The sequence below is a fragment of the Megalodesulfovibrio gigas DSM 1382 = ATCC 19364 genome, assembly GCF_000468495.1.
Classification (GTDB): Bacteria; Desulfobacterota; Desulfovibrionia; order Desulfovibrionales; family Desulfovibrionaceae; genus Megalodesulfovibrio; species Megalodesulfovibrio gigas.
The window spans coordinates 3,253,133-3,272,155 of record NC_022444.1; the positions used below are offsets into that span (position 1 = coordinate 3,253,133).

General features: G+C 64.1%; 13 protein-coding genes and 1 tRNA gene. 10 read left to right on the forward strand and 4 right to left on the reverse strand.

Features of this window, described 5'->3' with window-relative positions:
- Nucleotides 1–2: 2 nt before the first annotated feature.
- Entirely contained in the window at nt 3–2,012 is a 2,010-nt protein-coding gene (locus tag DGI_RS17505; RefSeq protein ID WP_081697025.1) for a lytic murein transglycosylase, read from the reverse strand.
- A gap of 128 nt (nt 2,013–2,140) precedes the next feature.
- On the opposite strand from DGI_RS17505, the gene DGI_RS14330 reads away from it, so the two are divergent.
- From DGI_RS14330 to DGI_RS14340, 3 genes are all read left to right on the forward strand, one after another.
- A complete protein-coding gene (locus DGI_RS14330) occupies nt 2,141–3,493 on the forward strand; it encodes an MATE family efflux transporter (RefSeq protein ID WP_021761890.1) in 1,353 nt (450 codons plus the stop codon).
- Between the two features lie 325 nt (nt 3,494–3,818).
- A complete protein-coding gene (locus DGI_RS14335) occupies nt 3,819–4,238 on the forward strand; it encodes a PilZ domain-containing protein (RefSeq protein WP_021761891.1) in 420 nt (139 codons plus the stop codon).
- A gap of 84 nt (nt 4,239–4,322) precedes the next feature.
- Entirely contained in the window at nt 4,323–5,192 is an 870-nt protein-coding gene (locus DGI_RS14340) for an AAA family ATPase (protein ID WP_021761892.1), read from the forward strand.
- Between the two features lie 55 nt (nt 5,193–5,247).
- Here the strand turns inward: DGI_RS14340 and nagZ are convergent, their stop codons facing one another.
- A complete protein-coding gene (nagZ, locus tag DGI_RS14345) occupies nt 5,248–6,369 on the reverse strand; it encodes a beta-N-acetylhexosaminidase (RefSeq protein WP_081697023.1) in 1,122 nt (373 codons plus the stop codon).
- 122 nt (nt 6,370–6,491) lie between these two features.
- Between nagZ and DGI_RS14350 the strand changes: the two genes are divergently transcribed.
- The 7 genes from DGI_RS14350 to DGI_RS14380 all read left to right on the forward strand — a co-directional run bounded on the left by DGI_RS14350 (nt 6,492) and on the right by DGI_RS14380 (nt 13,390).
- Nucleotides 6,492–7,283, forward strand: a complete 792-nt coding sequence (locus tag DGI_RS14350; protein ID WP_021761894.1) for a ParA family protein — start codon at nt 6,492–6,494, stop codon at nt 7,281–7,283.
- A 4-nt stretch (nt 7,284–7,287) separates the two neighbouring features.
- A complete protein-coding gene (locus DGI_RS14355) occupies nt 7,288–8,091 on the forward strand; it encodes a hypothetical protein (protein WP_021761895.1) in 804 nt (267 codons plus the stop codon).
- Between the two features lie 10 nt (nt 8,092–8,101).
- Complete coding sequence (locus DGI_RS14360) at nt 8,102–9,361, forward strand: NupC/NupG family nucleoside CNT transporter (protein WP_034608306.1); 1,260 nt, start codon at nt 8,102–8,104, stop codon at nt 9,359–9,361.
- A 22-nt stretch (nt 9,362–9,383) separates the two neighbouring features.
- On the forward strand, nt 9,384–10,562 hold the full coding sequence (locus tag DGI_RS14365) for an MltA domain-containing protein (RefSeq protein WP_021761897.1): 1,179 nt from the start codon (nt 9,384–9,386) through the stop codon (nt 10,560–10,562).
- 95 nt (nt 10,563–10,657) lie between these two features.
- Nucleotides 10,658–11,221, forward strand: a complete 564-nt coding sequence (locus tag DGI_RS14370) for a LemA family protein (RefSeq protein ID WP_021761898.1) — start codon at nt 10,658–10,660, stop codon at nt 11,219–11,221.
- A gap of 149 nt (nt 11,222–11,370) precedes the next feature.
- Nucleotides 11,371–13,257 (forward strand): DUF2207 domain-containing protein, encoded by a 1,887-nt coding sequence (locus DGI_RS14375; protein WP_021761899.1) that lies wholly within the window; start codon nt 11,371–11,373, stop codon nt 13,255–13,257.
- A gap of 56 nt (nt 13,258–13,313) precedes the next feature.
- Nucleotides 13,314–13,390: transfer RNA gene (locus tag DGI_RS14380), tRNA-Pro, on the forward strand.
- Nucleotides 13,391–13,460: 70 nt separating this feature from the next.
- Here the strand turns inward: DGI_RS14380 and DGI_RS14385 are convergent.
- Entirely contained in the window at nt 13,461–15,668 is a 2,208-nt protein-coding gene (locus DGI_RS14385) for a methyl-accepting chemotaxis protein (RefSeq protein ID WP_235619990.1), read from the reverse strand.
- A gap of 575 nt (nt 15,669–16,243) precedes the next feature.
- Nucleotides 16,244–18,754, reverse strand: a complete 2,511-nt coding sequence (secA, locus tag DGI_RS14390; protein WP_021761901.1) for a preprotein translocase subunit SecA — start codon at nt 18,752–18,754, stop codon at nt 16,244–16,246.
- Nucleotides 18,755–19,023 lie beyond the last annotated feature (269 nt).

Here is a 19,023-nt window from a genome sequence, read left to right on the forward strand (position 1 = left end):
TCCTACTTCATGCCGGCGACGGGTGTGCCGGAAACGGTGTTGTCTGCGGCGCGCACGCCCCCTGCCCCGGGCTGCAGCGCAGGGATGGCGTTGTCCACCAGCTGACAGCCGACAAGACTCACCTCCCGGGACACCGCATCCACATCCACCAGCCAGGACGCGGCGTTCTCCCGCAGCAGGCAGGCTTCCACCTGCAGCCGGTCCACGCTGCGCCCCTGCAGCACGGCCGGCCCCTGCACGCCACGGATGACGCTGCGGGCCAGCAGCACGCCCGAGGATCGGGCCGCGGACACAGCCGGCCCCTGCACGCCTTCCACCAGACACTGCACCAGCCGGATAGTGGCAGATCCATCCGCCAGCATCCCGGCGGTGGACGCCCCCCGCATCCGCACATGCTGCAGGGTGATCTGGCTGGAACCCGAGATGGTCACAGCCGCCGTCGCCCCCCTGGCCGGCCGCAGGGTGATATTCTCCAGGAACACATCCTGACAACGCTCCAGATGCAGGCCCGGCAGCACCACCTCGCCCCGGCCGACGAGGGTCACGTGCTGCAGCCCACGCAGGACCAGGGGCCTGCCTGCGGTGACGTAATTGCCGGGCAGCAGCTCAATGCGGCGATTGGCTCCCTGCTCCGCGCCAAGGGCCGCCTGCAGGGCGGGCGCATTGTTCACCACCGCCGGCCGGCCGCTGCGGGGAGGGATCGCCTCCGGCCGAAGTTCCCGGGCCACGTGCTCGGCCACGCCCAGCACGGTGTTCACATAGGTTTCGCTGCGATTGTACCGCCAGACCACCTGCTGCCGGCGGCCGAGATCCATTTTTCCCTGCCACCCCCAGCCCTTGAAATACCTGCCGATGGAGTGGATGGCGTCTTCCGGGACAAACAGATCCACTTTGCCGTCGCCATCGCCGTCTGCGCCGAATTTTTCGATATTGGAAGGCATGAACTGCGGCCACCCCACCGCGCCATACGGCGAGCTGGGAAACGAAAACGGATCCTTGCCCGCAGCCCGGCACCAGCGCAACAGCGCAGCCAGCTCCTCGAAGGCCCAGTCCCCCCGGATTCTGGCCGTTTCCCTGAGCCAATGCAATTCCGTAGGGGTGAGCTTTGTTTTGGCAAAGAACAGCGCGGCGCGGTCAGGGTCGCCGTCCAGGGCCATGCTGGCCAGGATCACCACGGCTCTGTCCCGGCCCAGGATGCGGCCGTGGCGCGTCTCCACCGTGAGGATGGCCGTGGCCATCTCTCCCGGCACGCCATAGGCCTGTTCCATGGCCTGCAAGGTACCGAAATGGGCGAGGTGGAATTCCCGGGCCTCCATGAGGCGGGTCGGCGTGAGCACGCCGGCATGGACGCGGCCATGCGTCCAGACCGTGGGATGGGGCGAGGCCTTGCCGGCCCGGACAAGCGCCGCCTCCAGGGCATCCACCACGTCCTGGTTGGGCAGGCCGTTCACGGGCAGGCCGTGGGATTGCTGGAAGGACTCGATGGCGGCCCGGACAGCAGGGCCGTACTTGCCGTCTGGCGTCTCGGCGCTCAGGCCCAGGGCGAACAGGCCTTCCTGGATCTTGCGCACCGTGACACCGCCCTTGAGGGAGCGGTGCAACTCCCGCAATTTTCTCCCCATAGGCTCGGCATCGTAGGACATTTCCGACCGGGCAAAGACCTTGGCCACCCAGACGGCATCCAGGCCGCCCTGAACCAGACGACGGATGACGGGCTCCCACATGCTCGCCGTCCGGGGAGTGGTGTGGGGCGGAGCCTGGGTCACCGCCCGGGGAACCACCTTGGGCGCGGTCTTGGACGCGGCAGGGCATGCCGGCGCGATGGCCAACAGCAGCGCAAGGGCCAGCGCTGCCGCAGGCAGCAACGTGGTGCGAATCTGAATCATGGCGTTCCGATCAACGCCGCCAGCGGCAGCGGCGTCTGCGTGATATGGCTGACGGTGCACAACTTCGGGATCATACCTGACGACATCGCCCCTGGCTGCCGACAGCGTGGCAAGGGACGACGCCATGCCTGCCCTATAGCATCGGTCTGCGGCCTTGTCATGCGCCGCTGCGGCGGAAACGGGGATTATTGCCAGGAGCACCTCCCTCGCGCTACATGTAGCAGGATATCTTCCCGCCACCGCCCGAGGCCCCCATGCAGTTGGATCTGACCACCATGCCCATCCCCCAGGCCACCCGGCGCATCGCCCTGCCGGCGAGCGTGGGCTTTCTGTTTCTCACCCTGTTCAACGTGGTGGACACCTGGTTTGCCGGGCAGATCTCCACCGGAGCCCTGGCTGCCCTCTCCCGATCCTTTCCCGTCTATTTCATCGTGCTGGCCGCGGGCAACGGACTTTCCACCGGGGCCACAGCCTGCATCGGCGCATCCCTTGGCGCAGGAGACCGCACCCGCGCCGCCGGCTACGCCGTGCAGGCCCTCCTGCTGGGCGCCATGGCCGGCGTGCTGCTGGGGCTGACTGGCCTGGCCCTCTCCCCTGCCCTGTTCCGGCTACTGGGGGCGGACGAGGCGAATCTGGTCCTGTGCCTGGAATACATGGACACCATCTTCCTGGGCGCGCCGGCCTTCCTGCTCGTATTCATGGCCAATGCCGTGCTCCAGGCCATGGGAGACACCCGCCGGCACCGCAACTTCCTCATCCTGAGCTTTTTCCTCAACTGCATTCTGGATCCCTGGTTCATCCACGGCGGCCTTGGCCTGCCGGCCATGGGCGTGCGCGGCGTGGCCCTGGCCACGGTGGCGTGCAATCTCTGGGGCGTGTGGCTGCTGGGACGCGGCGTGCAGCAAAGCGGCATCCTGCAGGAACGCCGGCTGCGGGATTTCCGCATCCAGCCGGAACTGCTGGCAGACATGCTGCGCCAGGGCCTGCCGTCGGCCTTCACCTACCTGACCATCGGCCTGGGCATCTTTGTCATCACCTTCTACCTGAGCCGCTACGGCGACGCCGCCGTGGCTGCCTACGGCGTGGCCACCCGCATCGAACAGCTGGCCCTGCTGCCGGCAGTGGGGCTCAACGTCTCCACCCTGGCCCTGACCGCCCAGAACCACGGCGCCGGCAAGGCGGATCGCATCCTGGCCACGCTGCGGCATGCCCTGATACTGGGGGCCGTGGTGATGGCTGCGGGCGGATGCCTGGTGTACCTGCTGGCCGATCCCCTCATGGCCGCCTTCACGGCCGATGCCGCGGTGGTGGAGATCGGCGCGGCCTATCTCCGCCTGGCAGCGTTCATTCTGTACGCCTACGTGGTGGTGTACGTGCATGTGGCTGCGCTGCAAGGCATACGCAAACCCATGTTCGGAGTATGGGTGGGGGTGCTGCGCCAGCTCATCGCACCGATTCTTCTGTTTCATCTTGGAGTCTTCATCCTGGAGCAGAATATCCTCTGGATCTGGTGGAGCATTTTCGCCATCACCTGGGCGGCGGCGCTGTGCAGCGCAATCTTCGGAAAAAGAATCCTCTTCCGCGTTGTCAATCCTGTTGTTGCATGATTTCTTCCAGACAATGCAGTGAACATATTCAGCAATGCCACCATCACCAACCATGAAACATCATAACAATTGTGACATTGCAGTACATTCTATTGATGATTTTTTCCAATACATTTTCTAGAGTTTTTCTTGCACGCCAATAAATCAGTACCGCATCACTTCAACAGCAATTTTAGACTGGCATTTTGCGCCAATGTGCGCTACATGCATAAATAGACACACCAAGACATGGTGCATCGCATCGGGCTGTCTACGATGTGCCGGGCGTTGCGTCTCGCGCGCATATCGCCCCGTTGCCCTGCTTTCGCGGGCAAGGAGTCTTTGCATGGACGATTCCACGAAACACCCCGGCTCGCCGCCGGCGGCGGATGGTGCTGCGCCCCAGCCCTGCCGCAAGGCGTTCCGGGTGCCGGTGCGCGAAAGCCAGATGCTTACCGTGCGCGTGGGGGAGGAACACTTCGGCGCCTTCGACGTGGTGGAAGGGGGCGTGGGCATCTTCCACTCCAGGCGGGCCGCCTTTTCCGTGGGCCAGCCCCTGGAGGACATGTGCCTGTTTTTCAAAGGCGAACCCCTGCCCGTGCACGGCCGGGTGGTGCATGTGGTCCGAGACGAACACGGCATGATCCGCTACGGTGTCGAATTTTTGGACCTGGATGAGGACACACGCGACCGGGTGTACGAGTTGGTGCAACTGGCGCGCAAGGAATATCTTGATCCGCTGGATGACGATGCGTCCGCAGGCTAGGCTGTTCGCCTTCAGCAGCCCCTGCCGGCGCACGGGACAGCAGTTCCGCGGGATGCCCTAACCCCCTGAGGGAGGCGTGCGGTCATGGAAATCACCTGTCCGAAGTGCGGGTTCTCCCGCACTGTCGATGATGCAAAAATCCCTTCCAAGAAGGCTGTTGTGCATTGCAAGAGCTGCGGGCACAAGTTCCCCCTGGCCCGGGCGCGCTCCATTGCCGTGCTGCTGTCCAAGGGCGGGGTGGGCAAGACCACCACAAGCGTGAACCTGGCTGCCGGCCTGGCCCTGGAGGGGCAACGCGTCCTGCTGGTGGATACGGACACCCAGGGGCAGGACGCCTACATGCTGGGCGTAAAACCCAAGGCCGGCCTGACCGAACTGGTGACCAAGGAACTCAAGCCCAAGGATGCCATCTTCAAGGCCCGGGACAATCTCTGGCTGCTGGCGGGGGGCAAGTCCCTGGCTGGCGTCAAGCGCATGATCGACCGCAAGGACTTCGGCGGCGAGATGACCCTCACCGAATCCCTGGCCCCCCTGGAGACGCAGTTCGACTTCATCATCATCGACTCCTCCCCCGGCTGGGACCCCCTGACCGTGAACGTGCTCTTCTACGCCAAGGAGATCCTCATCCCGGTCTCCCTGGAGGTGATGAGCCTGCAGGGCCTCTCGGAGTTCATCAAGAGCCTGTCGTCCATCAAAAAATACCGCAAGGAAGTGGGCATCAAATACATGGTCCCCACCTTCATGGACGAGCGGATCAAGAACCCCGGCGAGATCCTGGAGAAGCTGCGCAAGATCTATCCCCAGCACATCTGCGAGCCCATCCGCTACAACGTGCGCCTGTCCGAGGCCCCGGCCTACGGCATGACCATCTTTGAATATGCCGGCGGCTCCCCCGGTGCCACGGACTACAAGGCCCTGGTCAAGCGGGTGCTGGAATCCGACGACGAGGAATAGCCAACATGTTTTTGCGGGGGAAACCTTTCCGAAGGTTTCCCCTCTCGCATGCCCGTCAGCGAATGCTTCGTTTGAGGGCCATGATGCGGGTGTAAGATTCCTGGATGCGCGCCGCCGGAATCTCGCCGCGTGCCACCAGTTCCATCAGCATGGCGTGGGCCTTGGCGGCAATGGCCGGATCGTGCTGCAAGTTGTTGCCAAAGATCAGCATGTCCACCCCGGCCAGCACGGCCAGCCGGACGGCTTCTTGCATGCCGTAATGCCCCGTGATGGCAGCCATCTGCATATCATCCGAAACAATGACGCCCCGAAAGCCCAGTTCCCGGCGCAGCATGCCCTGCAGCACGCGGGGGGACAGGGTGGCCGGCAGGGTCGGATCCCAGTGGGCATTGAACAGATGCGCCGTCATGACCATGGGGCAGCCCGCGGCAATGGCCGCCTGGAAGGGGGAAAGCTCCCGGGCCGTCCAGGTGGTGGTGACATCCGGCAGGCCCAGGTGGGAATCCTCCCGGCTGGAGCCGTGGCCCGGGAAATGCTTGACGCACGGCAGCACCCCGCCCTGGCTAAGCCCCTGCATGAAGGCCGTGCCCAGGGCCTCCACCACCTCGGCATCGCTGGAAAAACTGCGGCCGATCTTGCCGATGACCGGATTTTCCGGGTTGACGTTCACATCCAGCACCGGCGCAAAGTTGAGGGTGAGCCCCTGTTCGCGCAGCAGCGTGCCCATGCGCCGGCCCGTGGCCTGGACCGTGGCCCGGTTGGCAGGGGACGCGCCTTGCGCGCCCATGTCTGCGGCGGATGGCCAGTCCGGAAAGCCCGATTTGGCCTTGAGCCGCATCACGCGGCCGCCCTCCTGATCCACGGCGATGAACGGCGGCGTGGGTGCGGCGGCGGCAATCTCCCGCGTCAGGGCCGCCAGTTGGGCCGGGCTGACGATGTTGCGGCCCGGGGTCTTGGCGGCGACATCAAAATCAAACAGGATCACCCCACCCAGCTGGCCAGCGCGCAAGGCCCGGACAGTGTCGGGAGCCGCGGCCAGGGTCTGGCCGCGAAAGCCGACCATGAGCATCTGACCGGCCATCTCCGCCAGGGTCGGCGCAGGGGCTGCCACAGCGCCCGAAATCGGGGACATCAGCGCCAGCGCCGCCAGCATCATCACCATCTTCCGCAACTGCATGCTTCCTCCAGAGAATGTTGCAGGCCTGCGCCTTGCCTGTTTCGTGCATTCACGGCACAATGGCAGGGCATCGCATCATGAATCGCATCTTCCACATGTAACATCCTTGCTGCGAGCCCACCATGCATTCCACTGCCGTGCGAACCATTGCCGTCATGAACCAGAAAGGCGGCGTGGGCAAGACCACCACCGTGGCCAACCTGGGCGTAGGGCTGGCCCGCCTGGGCCGGCGGGTGCTGCTGATGGATCTGGACGCCCAGGCCCATCTCACCGCCTCCCTGGGCCTGCAGGAGCTGCCGGCCGACGCAGTCACGAGCATTGACGTGCTGGAAGGGCAGGCAAGCCTGCGGCAGGCGGCCATCTCGCTGCCATGCGATGGCCAGGGCTCCCTGACGCTGGCAGCCGGCTCCCTGGCGCTCTCCGGGGCGGACGTGCTGTTTGCCTCGCGCATCGACCGGGAGTTGCTGCTCAAAAAAGCCCTGGCGGATCTCGGCCCCTCGGATTTCGACTACATCCTGCTGGACTGCCCGCCCAACCTGGGCGTGTTGACCCTGAATGCCTTGTGCGCGGCGCATGGGGTGCTGGTGCCGGTGCAGGCCGAATACCTGGCCCTGCAAAGTCTGGCCGAACTCATGCGCACCATGGACGCCGTGCGCGCCCAGCTCAACCCCGACCTGACCCTGTACGGCGTGGTGCTGACCCGGTTTTCCCGCACCAAGGTCCTCAACCGCGAGGTGGCCGCCACGTTGCGGGAACACTTCCCGGAGCAGCTCTTTGAGACGCGCATCCGGGAAAATGTGGCGCTGGCTGAAGCACCCGGCTTCGGGCAGGACATTTTTCGCTACCGCCCCGGCTCGGCCGGCGCGCAGGATTATTTGCAACTGGCAAAGGAATTGCTGCGCAAGGAGGCATGATTCCATGGCTGTCCGCAAAAAACTCGGCAACGATCCCCTGGCCCGACGTCTCCATGAGCCAACGCCAACGGCCGACATCCTGCAACCTGCGCCCCAGGCACCCCAATCTACCCAACCGGCCCAACCTACCCAACCTATCCAACCGGCCCAACCGGCAAACAACTGCGCCAATCTGGCCGCGAATCTGGCCGCCCTGTTCCCACTGCCGCTGTACTGCGGCAACGTTTCCCGCAAGGAGTCTTCCCGGGACGAACGCTGGCGCTGTGTGCTGGACGAGCAGTTCCGCCGGGCAGCCCTGGCCCTGCCCACGGTCTTCGGCCGCAGCGCCTTCACGCCGGATCAGTTCGCGGATGCCCTGGCCGTGCTCACCCGCGAAGCCTTGCTAAGCGAAGGCCTGCCCCCGGACGCCCTGCCCCTGCGCCTGGATGCCGCCCCCCTGCCGTCCGCCCTGCCCCTGCCTGCGGCCCTGATGCTGCTGCATGGCTGCTACGGCGTCATCCAGGCCCTGCTGTACGCCGTGCTGCCGGACAAAAAAACAGCGCGGACTGCCGGCCCGGCGACGCTGATTTTACGGTTGGAACATCTTTCCCACTCAGGAGAATTCATGCTGCGCCTGCTGGAGCCCGCCCCTGCCGCACACGAAACGCATGCCCGCCGCCTGCTGGACCGCGACCGGCTCTGGCCCGCGGTGCAGCCCCTGGGGCTGGCCCTGGCCCGGCGCGGCTGCCGGGTGTTCCTGTTCACCGCGACGGCCGCGGAATTCCGCATCATCATCCCGGCCAGCGCCGGCCAGCGTCTCGCCGCATGAGTATTGCCGCATGAGTATTGCCATGTTCCAAAGCGCACTGGGGCTGCCGGTGTTCATCCTGCTGGCTTGGCTTGTCAGCGAAAACCGGCGGCGCATCCCCTGGCGCATCATCGGCGCCGGGCTGGCCGTGCAACTGGCGCTGGCAGGCCTGTTCCTCACCATCCCCGCCGCGCGCCAGGCCTTTCTGCAGCTCAACGCCGTGGTGGAGGCCCTGGAGACCGCCACCAGGGCCGGCACCACCTTCGTCTTCGGCTATCTGGGCGGCGGCACGCTGCCCTTTGCCGAACCCGCTCCCGGCGCGGCATACGTGTTCGCCTTCCGCGGCCTGCCCATCATCCTGGTGATGAGCGCACTGAGCGCGGCCCTGTTTCATCTGGGCGTGCTGCAACGCGTGGTGCAACTGTTCTCCCTGCTGCTGCGCAAGACACTGGGCATCGGCGGGGCCCTGGGCCTGGGCACGGCGGCAAACATCTTCATGGGCATGATCGAAGCGCCGCTGTTCGTCCGTCCGTACCTTGGCGCCATGCGCCGCAACGAACTCTTCGCCCTGATGACCGCAGGCATGGCCACCATCGCCGGCACCATGCTGGTGCTCTATGCCGGCATCCTCTCCCCGGTGCTGCCGGACGCCCTGGGACACATCCTGGTGGCGTCCATCCTCAGCGCGCCGGCGGCCATCCTCATTGCAGCGGTGATGGTCCCTGCCGATCCCGACGCCCCCGTCACCGACGGCGTGATGCATGCCCCTGCCGAAGCCGCCGGCCTCATGGATGCCGTGTGCCAGGGCACGGCCCAGGGGCTGTCCCTGTTTCTGCATGTCGCGGCCAGCCTGGTGGTACTGGTGGCCCTGGTGGCGCTGGTCAACGAAGGCCTCGACCTGCTGCCCGATGTGGCCGGCCAGCCCCTGACGCTGCAGCGCATGTTCGGCGTGCTGCTGGCTCCGCTGGCCTGGTGCATGGGCGTGCCCTGGAGCGAATGCCACACCGCCGGCCAGTTGCTGGGCGTGAAAGTGGCGCTCAACGAATTCATCGCCTACATGAACATGGCCGCCCTGCCGGCAGACGCCCTCTCGGCCAAGAGCCGGGTGGTGCTCACCTATGCCATGTGCGGCTTCGCCAACTTCGGCAGCCTGGGCATCATGGTGGGCGGGCTGGGGAGCCTCCTCCCCGAACGCCGGGCGGAAATCGCCGCCCTGGGCCTGCGGTCCATCCTGGCCGGCATGCTGGCCACCTGCATGACCGGCAGCGTGGCGGGCGTGTTCCTGCCGTAATCCGGCAGAAGGAGAACAATGCATGTGGAATGATTTTGCACGATTGCCTGGACGCTGCCGCGCAACCCTGCGCCTGGGCGCGCTGCTGTGCCTGCTCCTGCCGTTCACTGGCTGCGCCTCCTCGCAAAAGCCGTACGAAGCGCCGGCGTCCTCCTATATCGCCGGCCAATCCCAGCCAGGGCAGCCGGCCCGCCACATCCGCAAGGCCGCGCCCGAGCTGGCGGCGACCCTCGATCCCCGCACGCAGCACAAGCCCTCGTATGCCGCCATGGCTCCGGCCATCCAGGAATCCCTGAAGTATCTGGCCTCCAAAAAGCCGGGCGATGTGGCGGCCATGGCCGGCACAACATCCATCACCTGGGGCCAGCTGGTACGGACCAACCAGGAGCTGCTGGCCCTGCTGCCGGCCCTGGATCAGAACAAGTCCCTGCTGCTGCAACGCTTCCAATGGCTGGAGCTGGCCCCCGGCACCCTCATGACCGGCTATTACGAGCCCCTGGTGGAGGCCTCCCCCACGCCCCGGCCCGACTATCCCTGGCCCATCTACAAGGCGCCGCCCAACCTCAAATCCAGCATCTGGCCCACGCGCAACGCCATCGATTTTCAGGGCGCGCTCAAGGGCCGCCGGCTGGAACTGGCCTGGGCCAAGGATCTGATCGATGTCTTCTTCCTGCACATCCAGGGTTCCGGCCGCCTGCGCTACCCCGACGGTTCCATGCGCAACGTGCTGTATGCCGGGTCCAACGGCCATCCATACTATGCCGTGGGCCGCGCCCTCATCGAGCAGGGGTACGCCACCAAGGAAGAGATGAGCATGCAGACCATCCGCCGGCTCTTCAAGGAGCATCCGCACAAGGTGCAGGAATGGATGTCCTTGAATGCCAAGTACATCTTCTACCGCCTGGACGACGGGCCGGTGAGCGATCCCGTGGGCGCCATGGGCCGGCCTCTCATGCCCCGGGTGAGCGCCGCCGTGAACCGCGACACCGTGCCCCTGGGATCCATCCTGGCCCTGGACGCCCTGCTCCCCGGCTACCAGAGCCCCCGGCCCGAGCCCTTCAGCGGCATTGTCCTGGCCCAGGATACCGGCACCATGCGCCCCAACCACTTTGACCTGTTCATGGGCTTCGGCGAACAGGCCGCGGATCAGGCCGGCCGCATGCAGCAGGAAGCCACGGCCTATCTGTTGCTGGCGCGATAGCGCAGGTCTTTTCCAATTGTTTTGGACGCCGACGCATTCCCGGTGTACACTGCCGGGGACCCCTTGCGCCCACCATGTTCCACGGAGGCGATCCGATGGTTTATGTCCTTGGATTTCTGGCGATTCTCGTCCTGGCAGCGCTGTATGGCGTGGCCATCTACAACGGTCTGGTGCGCAGCCGGAATATGGTGGAAGAGGCCTTCAGCGGCATGGATGTGCAGCTCAAGAAGCGCAGTGACCTCATCCCTAATCTGGTGGAGACGGTGAAGGGCTATGCCGCCCACGAACGCGAGGTGCTCGACGCCGTGACCCAATGGCGCGCCCATGCCCAGCAGGCCCAGCAGCACCACAGCCGCGAGGCCCAGGCCGCCTCCGAAGGCATGCTCGGCCAGGCCCTGGGCCGGCTCTTCGCCGTGGCGGAAAACTATCCGCAGCTCAAGGCAGACGCCAACTTCCGCGAGCTGCAGACCGCCCTGGCCCAGGTGGAAGACGATCTCCAAAACGCCCGCCGCTACTACAACGGCGCCGTGCGCAATCTGAACATCAAGGTCCAGAGCTTCCCCAGCAACCTCGTGGCCGGCATGTTCGGCTTTGCCCGCGGCACATTCTTTGAGCTGGAAGACCCCGCCGACCGCGCCACCCCCAGGGTGCGATTCTAGAGCATTTTAATTTTGAAAAAGGACATTGCGAGNGAGAGGGGAAACCTTTTTGCAGAAAGATTTTCCCCCGAGAACTCCTTTCAAAGATACCTTGCTCTAGGGTCCTGCATTTTTTTGAAACACGCTTGAACCACCTCAAGGAGCCTTGCATGATCCGCCTGCTGCTGCTCATCGTGCCATTGCTGCTTTGTTGCGCACAGGATGTCCAGGCGCAACAGGAACGCATCCGCTCCTTTGTCAGCGAAATCCGCATCCAGCCGGACGCCACCGTACTGGTTCGGGAAACCATCATTGTGCAGGCCGCCGGCAACAAGATCAAACGCGGCATCTACCGCGACTTCCCCACCCTGTACACGGACCGCCTGGGCAACGCCCTGGAAGTGCCGTTCGAGTTGTACGGCATCTTTCGCGATGGCAAGGGGGAAAGCTACCACACGGAGCGCCACGGCAACGGCATACGCGTATACATCGGCAAGGAGAACGTCTTCCTTCCCCCTGGCGAGCACACGTACGAAATTACCTATGCCACCCGGTGGCAGCTCGGCTTTTTTGCCGGGTATGACGAGCTGTACTGGAACGTGACCGGCAACGGCTGGGAATTTCCCATCGATTACGCCGAAGCCCTCGTCACCCTGCCGCAAGGCGCGCCCGTGGTGCAGCAGCACGCATACACCGGCTACCAGGGCGACACCGGCGCGGCCTATGCGGCGGACACGCTGGATGACGGCCGCCTCCGCTTCGTCACCACCCGCGCCTTGGACGCCCAACAGGGCCTGACCGTGGCCGTGGCCTGGCCCAAGGGCTTTGTGGCCGAGCCCACGCAGCAGGAAAAGCTGGAGCGCTTCGTGTACGGCAATCTGGCGGCTGCGGCCGGCCTGCTGGGCGTGCTGGCGTTGTTCGCCTATTATTACATCACCTGGTCCCGCGTAGGCCGCGACCCGGAGCAGGGCACCATCTATCCGCAATACGGTCCGCCACAGGGCCTGTCCCCGGCCTCGGTGCGCACCTTGATGCGCATGGGCTCGGACAACAAGACCTTTGCCACGGCCATCGTGGGACTGGCCCAAAAGGACCGGCTGCGCATCGAAGAGGAAGGCAAGACCTTCGTCCTGGTCAAGACGGCCGGCGGCCGCCCTCCCCTCACCGCCGACGAGCAGGTCCTGTTCGACAAGCTCCTGGGCTCCCGCGCACGTCTCTCCGCCAAGCAGGAGAACCACGCGATCTTTTCCACCGCCAAAAAGGCCCTGGAAACGCGCCTGGCCCTGCAGCACGAGAAGCTACACTTTCTCAAAAATTCCAAATACCTCATCCCTGGCATCCTGCTTTCAGCCGCGGTGCTGCTGGTGGTGGCCCTCTCTGCCCGGGAACGGGCCATGGCCGGCTTCATGATGGTGTGGTTGAGCTTCTGGAGCGTGGGCGTATACTTTTTGCTGCGCACGGCAATCACGGCCTGGCTCACCCGCTCGTACGTGACGGCCTTCTTCATGTCCCTGTTCAGCATACCCTTTGTGGTGGGGGAAGTGGTGGGGCTGGGCGCCCTGGCCTATGCCACCAGCCCCCTGGCGGCCCTGTGCCTGCTGGCCATGGCCGGGCTGCATGTGCTCTTTTATGAACTGCTCAAGGCCCCCACGCCCGAAGGCCGCCAGATCATGGACGCCATTGCGGGCTACAAGCTGTTCCTGTCCGTGACGGAAGGCCCGCGGCTGGAACTGATGCAGCCCATCGCCATCACGCCTGACGTCTATGAAAAGCACTTCCCCTACGCCATGGCTTTGGATGTGGAAAAGCAATGGGGCGAGCGCTTCAGCCAGGCCATGGCCTCGGCCGGCCAGTATGACAGCGACTACCATCCCGCATGGTACCTTGGCACGCGCTTCCACAGTGTTTCCTCAGGGGATGGCTTCGCCACTTCCTTTGCCAGCGCGTTCAGCTCGGCCATTTCTTCGTCGTCCACAGCGCCGGGATCCAGCTCGGGCAGTGGCGGGGGCGGCTCCTCCGGCGGCGGGGGCGGAGGCGGCGGGGGCGGCGGATGGTGAGTCAAGGAAGCCCTTGCATCTCGGACACAACTCATCTATAAGGCAACGTTCCGTATCGGAGCGTAGCGCAGCCTGGTAGCGCACCTGCCTTGGGAGCAGGGGGTCGCACGTTCGAATCGTGTCGCTCCGACCATAAAAATCAAGCGGTTGCAGAGATTCTCTGCAACCGCTTTTTTCGTGGATGCCCGCGGTGATGCGAGCGTTCAGCGTGTTTCGTTCATCTCGTTGATGATGCCCCGGAGGTTCGCGGCCAGCCGGGCCAGTTCCGCGGTGGCCTCGCCAGACTGCCGCATGGCCGAGGCCGTCTCGCCGGCGATGTGGTTGATCTGCTCCGTGTGGCGATTCACTTCCTCGCTGGCGGCGGACTGCTCCTCGCTGGCGGCGGCGATGCCTTGCACCTCTCCCTCGGTACGGTCCACAAACCCGACGATTTCTCCCAGGGTCGTGCCCGAGGCGTCCGCCAGCTTGGTGCTTTGCATAATGGCATCCACGGTGGCGTCCGTGCCCTGGATGTTCTTGCGGGCGCTTTCCTGCACGGCCTTGATCTGCCGGCCCACTTCGTTGGTGGCCGTCATGGTTTTTTCCGCCAGCTTGCGTACTTCGTCCGCCACCACGGCAAAACCGCGACCAGCATCGCCGGCCCGGGCGGCCTCGATGGCGGCGTTGAGGGCCAGCAGGTTGGTCTGATCGGCAATGTCCGCAATGACGCCCAGAATCTGCCCGATGTCCTCGGCCTGGCGGCCCAGGTCGGTCATGTCCGTTTTCAACCCCTCGGCATGCTGCTGCACCGCGTTGATGGTTTCCACCACCCGCCGGACCATGGTTGCGCCTTCCTGGGCTCTGGCCTTTGTCTGACGGGCCAGATCCACGGCGGAGGAGGCGTTTCTGGCCACTTCCATGGAGGCCGCGTTCATCTGCTCCATGGCTGTGGCGGTCTCACCCACGCGGGCGCGCTGCTCTTCCGCGCCACGACTGGACTGCTCGATCTGCGCGGCCAGCTCCTCGGCGGCCGAAGCCACCTGATCGGACACGGCATTGGCGGCCGCCGCCGTGCGGGCCATGCGCTCGTGCTGGGCCGCAATTTCCCGCTGCTGGGCGCGAATGGCCGTGAGTTCGAACCAGACGGCCAGGGCGCCCAGCACACGGCCTTCCAGGTCGCGAATGGGCGTGGAGGTGACATCAAACACCTTTGTGCCCTTGGACGAGGAATACTCCAACTCCATCTGCAGCATGCGGCCCTCGCGCAGGGCCTTCTGGGAAAGCGTTTCCCGGGTGGCATCGTCCCAGATGAGCCGCCCGGACGGCTGCCCCAGGTACGCTTCCGGGGGGCCCGGCTTTTCCAGGGCGCGCAGCATGTGGTCATTGACAAAGGTGGTGGCGTTGTTCTTGTCGAACACGGCGCAGGGCGTCACAAATCCCTGCAACACGCCCTGGGCAAAGCTCAGACGGGTCTTCAACTCGACCACCATGGCCCGGATGTTCTGCGCCAGCCCGGCCAGCTCGAACCGGAAGTCGCCCTCCAGCACGGCAGCGTAATCGCCCTGCGCCGTGGCCCGGGTGAAGGCCTCGATGCGCTGGATGGGGGCAGCCACCAGCCGGCGGGTCAGCACGGTGACGCCCACCCCCAGCAGCAGCAATGCCGCGAAACCGATGCCCAGCAGCACGTTGCGCTGGGTATTGGCCGAGGCGGTCAACTCGTCCACATAGGCGCTGGTGCAGACCACGAAGCCGGAATTCGCATCCGTGGCAAAGCTCAGGTATTTCTCCTCGCCCTGCCACTGGTACTGCAAGATGCCGTTCTTGCGGGCCAGCATCTCCTGGACAAACCCCTGACCGGAGACGTCCTTGAGCATGAGCGCAGGGTCCGTGGCATGCGCCACCACACGGCCTGTGGCATCCAGCACGAAGCCGTAGCCGCGCTCGCCAAACTTCAGGCTGTCGATAAACTCGCTCGTAAACCGCTCCCAGCGGGGAAAGATGCCCAGACCGCCCACCACGCGGCCGCTGGCGTCTTTCAGGGCGGCCGCGGCAATGTAAATATACATGTTCGCCCCACCGCTTTTGGCGGTGATGATAGTCTTGCCCATGTAATCGCCCTGGCCGGACATGATGTGCTGGAAATAGTCACGGTCTGCCCGGCTCTGGCCGACGAGACTGACACCCTCGGCATTGACCCCGGCGCGGATGATGCCTTTCTCGTCAAACAAGATCAGGGACCACAAATCCTTGTCCGCCGCCATGGAGGTGGTCAGGCGTTGCTGGGCCGGGCCGGCATCGCCCTGCAAGGCCTCCAGCAGCGCAGGATCCCCGGCAATGCAGCGGGCCATGCTGGCCGCGTTCCTGGCATACAGGCCCAGGGCGTGTTCCGCGGCGATGGCGCTCTGGTCCAGGGCCTGCTGCTCTTGGGTCAAGGCCAGATGGTATGTTGTTTTTGTCACATAGGCCAATATGCCCACAATCGCGAGTGCGGAAACAGCTATAACGGATATTGCAATGGCAGAACCAATACTCTTCAAACGCACGGGCTTCTCCTTGGCAAGCGAACGAGTTCCTGCATTCAAGCGAAATCACAATTTTTTACCTTACCACACGACCATCGTTGCTTCAACGGTGCACCCCAGACGCCCCTACCACGCAACATCGTGAATTATTATTACATCGCCCGCACTCAAATCCTGCCTTCGTGTAAAAAATCACAAAAATGCCAGCCAAAGGACACATCGCCGCGCAATCTCCACATAATATAGGTATTTACCCCCTATACCCGCCGCCGTCTCGCGCGTCCGCCGTGTGGTGCTTTTGGCGTGCACACAAAAAAAGCCCGCCATAATGGCGGGCTTTCTGCTGCATTGGTGTGCAGTTCGGCAAAGTTTCCTTGAAAAGAGCTCTCGGGGGAAAACCTTTCTAAAGAAAGNCCTTTTGCAAAAAGGTTTCCCCTCTCGCAAAGATCTTCCTCAAGAATAAAATGCTCTCGGTGCGGAGGGGATCAGACGCCCTTGCCGCAACACTTTTTGTATTTCTGGCCGCTGCCGCAGGGGCAGGGGTCGTTGCGGCCCACCTTGGGGGCAGCGCGGCGGGCAGGCTTTTTCTTCTGCTGTTTGGTTTCGGAGCCGCCGGAGTAGTTCAGGCTGGCGGCATCGTCCTTGTGCTTGAGCTCGGTTTCGGTCACGCGCTGGAACCGCAGGCGGGTCAGGGCGCGCAGGGCATTGTCCTTGATGATATAGATCATCTCCTGGAAGATCTCGAACCCTTCGCGCTTGTATTCCTGCTTGGGATCCTTCTGCCCGTAGCCGCGCAGGCCGATGCCGTCGCGCAGGTGATCCATGTTGGAGAGGTGTTCCTTCCAGTTGCGGTCCAGGGACTCCAGCAGGAAGAAGCGCAGGATTTCCTGGTATTGGTCCGGGGCTTCCTTCCTGAGGTTCTCCAGGATTTCCTGCACGTACTCCAGGGCTTCCTCGCGGGTGGGCAGGTCTTCGGAGATGTCTGCCACGCGGGAGACGGCAAAGGACTCCTCCAGGCGGGCGCGCACGGCGTCTTCGGTTTCCCGGTCGCCCTTGCCCTGGTCCAGGACGCTGAAGATATCGTCCAGGATATCGCCCACATAGTCATGCACCAACGTTTCAACCGTCTGGGATTCCATGATTTCGCGACGCAGGGAATAGATGACCTCGCGCTGCTGGTTCATGACGTTGTCGAAGTCCAGGAGCTGCTTGCGGATGTCGAAGTTGTGGGCTTCCACGCGCTTCTGGGCGTTTTCGATGGCCCGGGAAACCATGCGGTTTTCGATGGCCTCGCCCTCTTCCATGCCCAGGCGTTCCATGAGGCCCTTGATGCGATCGGACCCGAACAGGCGCATGAGGTCGTCATCCAGGGCCAGGTAAAAGCGGGAGGAGCCGGGATCGCCCTGCCGGCCGGAGCGGCCGCGCAGCTGGTTGTCGATGCGCCGGCTTTCGTGGCGTTCCGTGCCCAGGATGTGCAGCCCGCCCAGCTCGGCCACGCCGGCCCCGAGCTTGATATCCGTACCACGGCCGGCCATGTTGGTGGCGATGGTCACCTTGCCCTGTTCCCCGGCATGGGCCACGATTTCCGCCTCGCGCTCGTGCTGCTTGGCGTTGAGCACCTCGTGGGGCACCCGGGCGCGGGCGAGCATTTGCGAGAGCATCTCGCTCTTTTCGATGGAGATGGTGCCCACCAGCACGGGCTGGCCCTTCTTGTGCAATTCCGCAATATCCTGGGCAATGGCGTTAAACTTCTCGCCCTGGCTCTTGTAGATGGCGTCCGGGTAGTCCGCGCGCACCATGGGCCGATGCGTGGGCACGGCCACCACGTCCAGATCGTAAATCTGTTTGAATTCAACCGCTTCCGTATCGGCCGTGCCGGTCATGCCGGCCAGCTTCTTGTACATGCGGAAGTAGTTCTGGAAGGTGATGGAAGCCAGCGTCTGGTTCTCGGCCTCCACTTTCACGCCTTCCTTGGCCTCCAGGGACTGGTGCAGGCCGTCGGAATAGCGCCGACCGGGCATGAGGCGGCCGGTGAACTCGTCCACGATGATCACCTGCCCGTCCTTGACGATGTAATCCACGTCGCGCTGGAACAGGTGATGCGCCTTGAGGCCCTGCAGCACATGATGCTGGAAGGTGATGTTAGCGGGATCGTACAGGTTTTCCAACTGCAACAGGCCTTCCACGCGGGCCACGCCTTCTTCCGTAAGGCCCACGGTGCGGGCCTTTTCGTCCACGGTGAAGTGCCCTTCGCGCTTGAGGGATGGAATAAGGGCGCTCACACGGGCATACAGCGCCGTGGACTGCTCTGCCGGGCCGGAAATAATGAGCGGGGTCCTGGCTTCATCGATGAGGATGGAGTCCACTTCGTCCACGATGGCATAATGCAGGCTGCGCTGGACGAGCTGTTCCTTGTAGAACTTCATGTTGTCGCGCAGGTAGTCGAAGCCGAATTCGTTGTTGGTGCCGTAGGTGACGTCTGCGCCATAGTTCTCCTGGCGCTCCTGGTCCGTGAGACCGTGGACGATGATGCCCACGCGCAGGCCCAGGAAGTTGTACAGGCGGCCCATCCATTCGGCGTCGCGCTTTGCCAGGTAGTCGTTCACCGTCACCACGTGCACGCCCTTGTTTTCCAGGGCGTTGAGCACCACGGGCAGGGTGGCCACCAAGGTTTTGCCTTCGCCGGTCTTCATTTCGGCGATGGTGCCCCGGTGCAGCACCATGCCGCCGACGAGCTGGACATCGAAATGCCGCATGTCCAGGGCGCGTGTGCCGGCCTCGCGCACCAGGGCGAACACGTCGGGCAGCAGGTCGTCCAGGGGCCTGCCGTTGGCCACTTCTTCCTTCCAGCTGACGATACGGGCGCGCAGCTCATCGTCGGACAGGGCCTGCATGGCAGGCTCAAGGTCGTTGATGCGGGCGACGAGGGGACGCAGGCGTTTGAGATAGCGATCGTTTTTGGAACCGATAATCTTGGCGACAAGACTGCCGAACATGGAATCTCCTTCAAGGGGGGGACGCGCGCGGACTGGGTGGACAGGCGCGACAAAACGACAGGGCGTGACGGCGTGCTGCTCTTCGCAATCACGTCCTGTATCGTGGCTCTATCAGAAAGGCAAATGCTTCATGCCGGGTGCAGGCAGTTGCGCCGCCCCCGCGCCAGGGGTCAGGGCAAGGTATCTTTGAAAGGATTTCTCGGGGGGAAACCTAAGATTTCTTTCCAACTTCCCCCGAACCCCCTTTCCAAAGACTTGTAGTGTGATGC

Coding starts and splice junctions, on each gene's coding strand:
- DGI_RS17505 (WP_081697025.1), bottom strand. CDS start 2,012: ATGGCGTCGTCCCTTGCCACGCTGTCGGCAGCCAGGGGCGATGTCGTC.
- DGI_RS14330 (WP_021761890.1), top strand. CDS start 2,141: ATGCAGTTGGATCTGACCACCATGCCCATCCCCCAGGCCACCCGGCGC.
- DGI_RS14335 (WP_021761891.1), top strand. CDS start 3,819: ATGGACGATTCCACGAAACACCCCGGCTCGCCGCCGGCGGCGGATGGT.
- DGI_RS14340 (WP_021761892.1), top strand. CDS start 4,323: ATGGAAATCACCTGTCCGAAGTGCGGGTTCTCCCGCACTGTCGATGAT.
- nagZ (WP_081697023.1), bottom strand. CDS start 6,369: ATGCAGTTGCGGAAGATGGTGATGATGCTGGCGGCGCTGGCGCTGATG.
- DGI_RS14350 (WP_021761894.1), top strand. CDS start 6,492: ATGCATTCCACTGCCGTGCGAACCATTGCCGTCATGAACCAGAAAGGC.
- DGI_RS14355 (WP_021761895.1), top strand. CDS start 7,288: ATGGCTGTCCGCAAAAAACTCGGCAACGATCCCCTGGCCCGACGTCTC.
- DGI_RS14360 (WP_034608306.1), top strand. CDS start 8,102: ATGAGTATTGCCATGTTCCAAAGCGCACTGGGGCTGCCGGTGTTCATC.
- DGI_RS14365 (WP_021761897.1), top strand. CDS start 9,384: ATGTGGAATGATTTTGCACGATTGCCTGGACGCTGCCGCGCAACCCTG.
- DGI_RS14370 (WP_021761898.1), top strand. CDS start 10,658: ATGGTTTATGTCCTTGGATTTCTGGCGATTCTCGTCCTGGCAGCGCTG.
- DGI_RS14375 (WP_021761899.1), top strand. CDS start 11,371: ATGATCCGCCTGCTGCTGCTCATCGTGCCATTGCTGCTTTGTTGCGCA.
- secA (WP_021761901.1), bottom strand. CDS start 18,754: ATGTTCGGCAGTCTTGTCGCCAAGATTATCGGTTCCAAAAACGATCGC.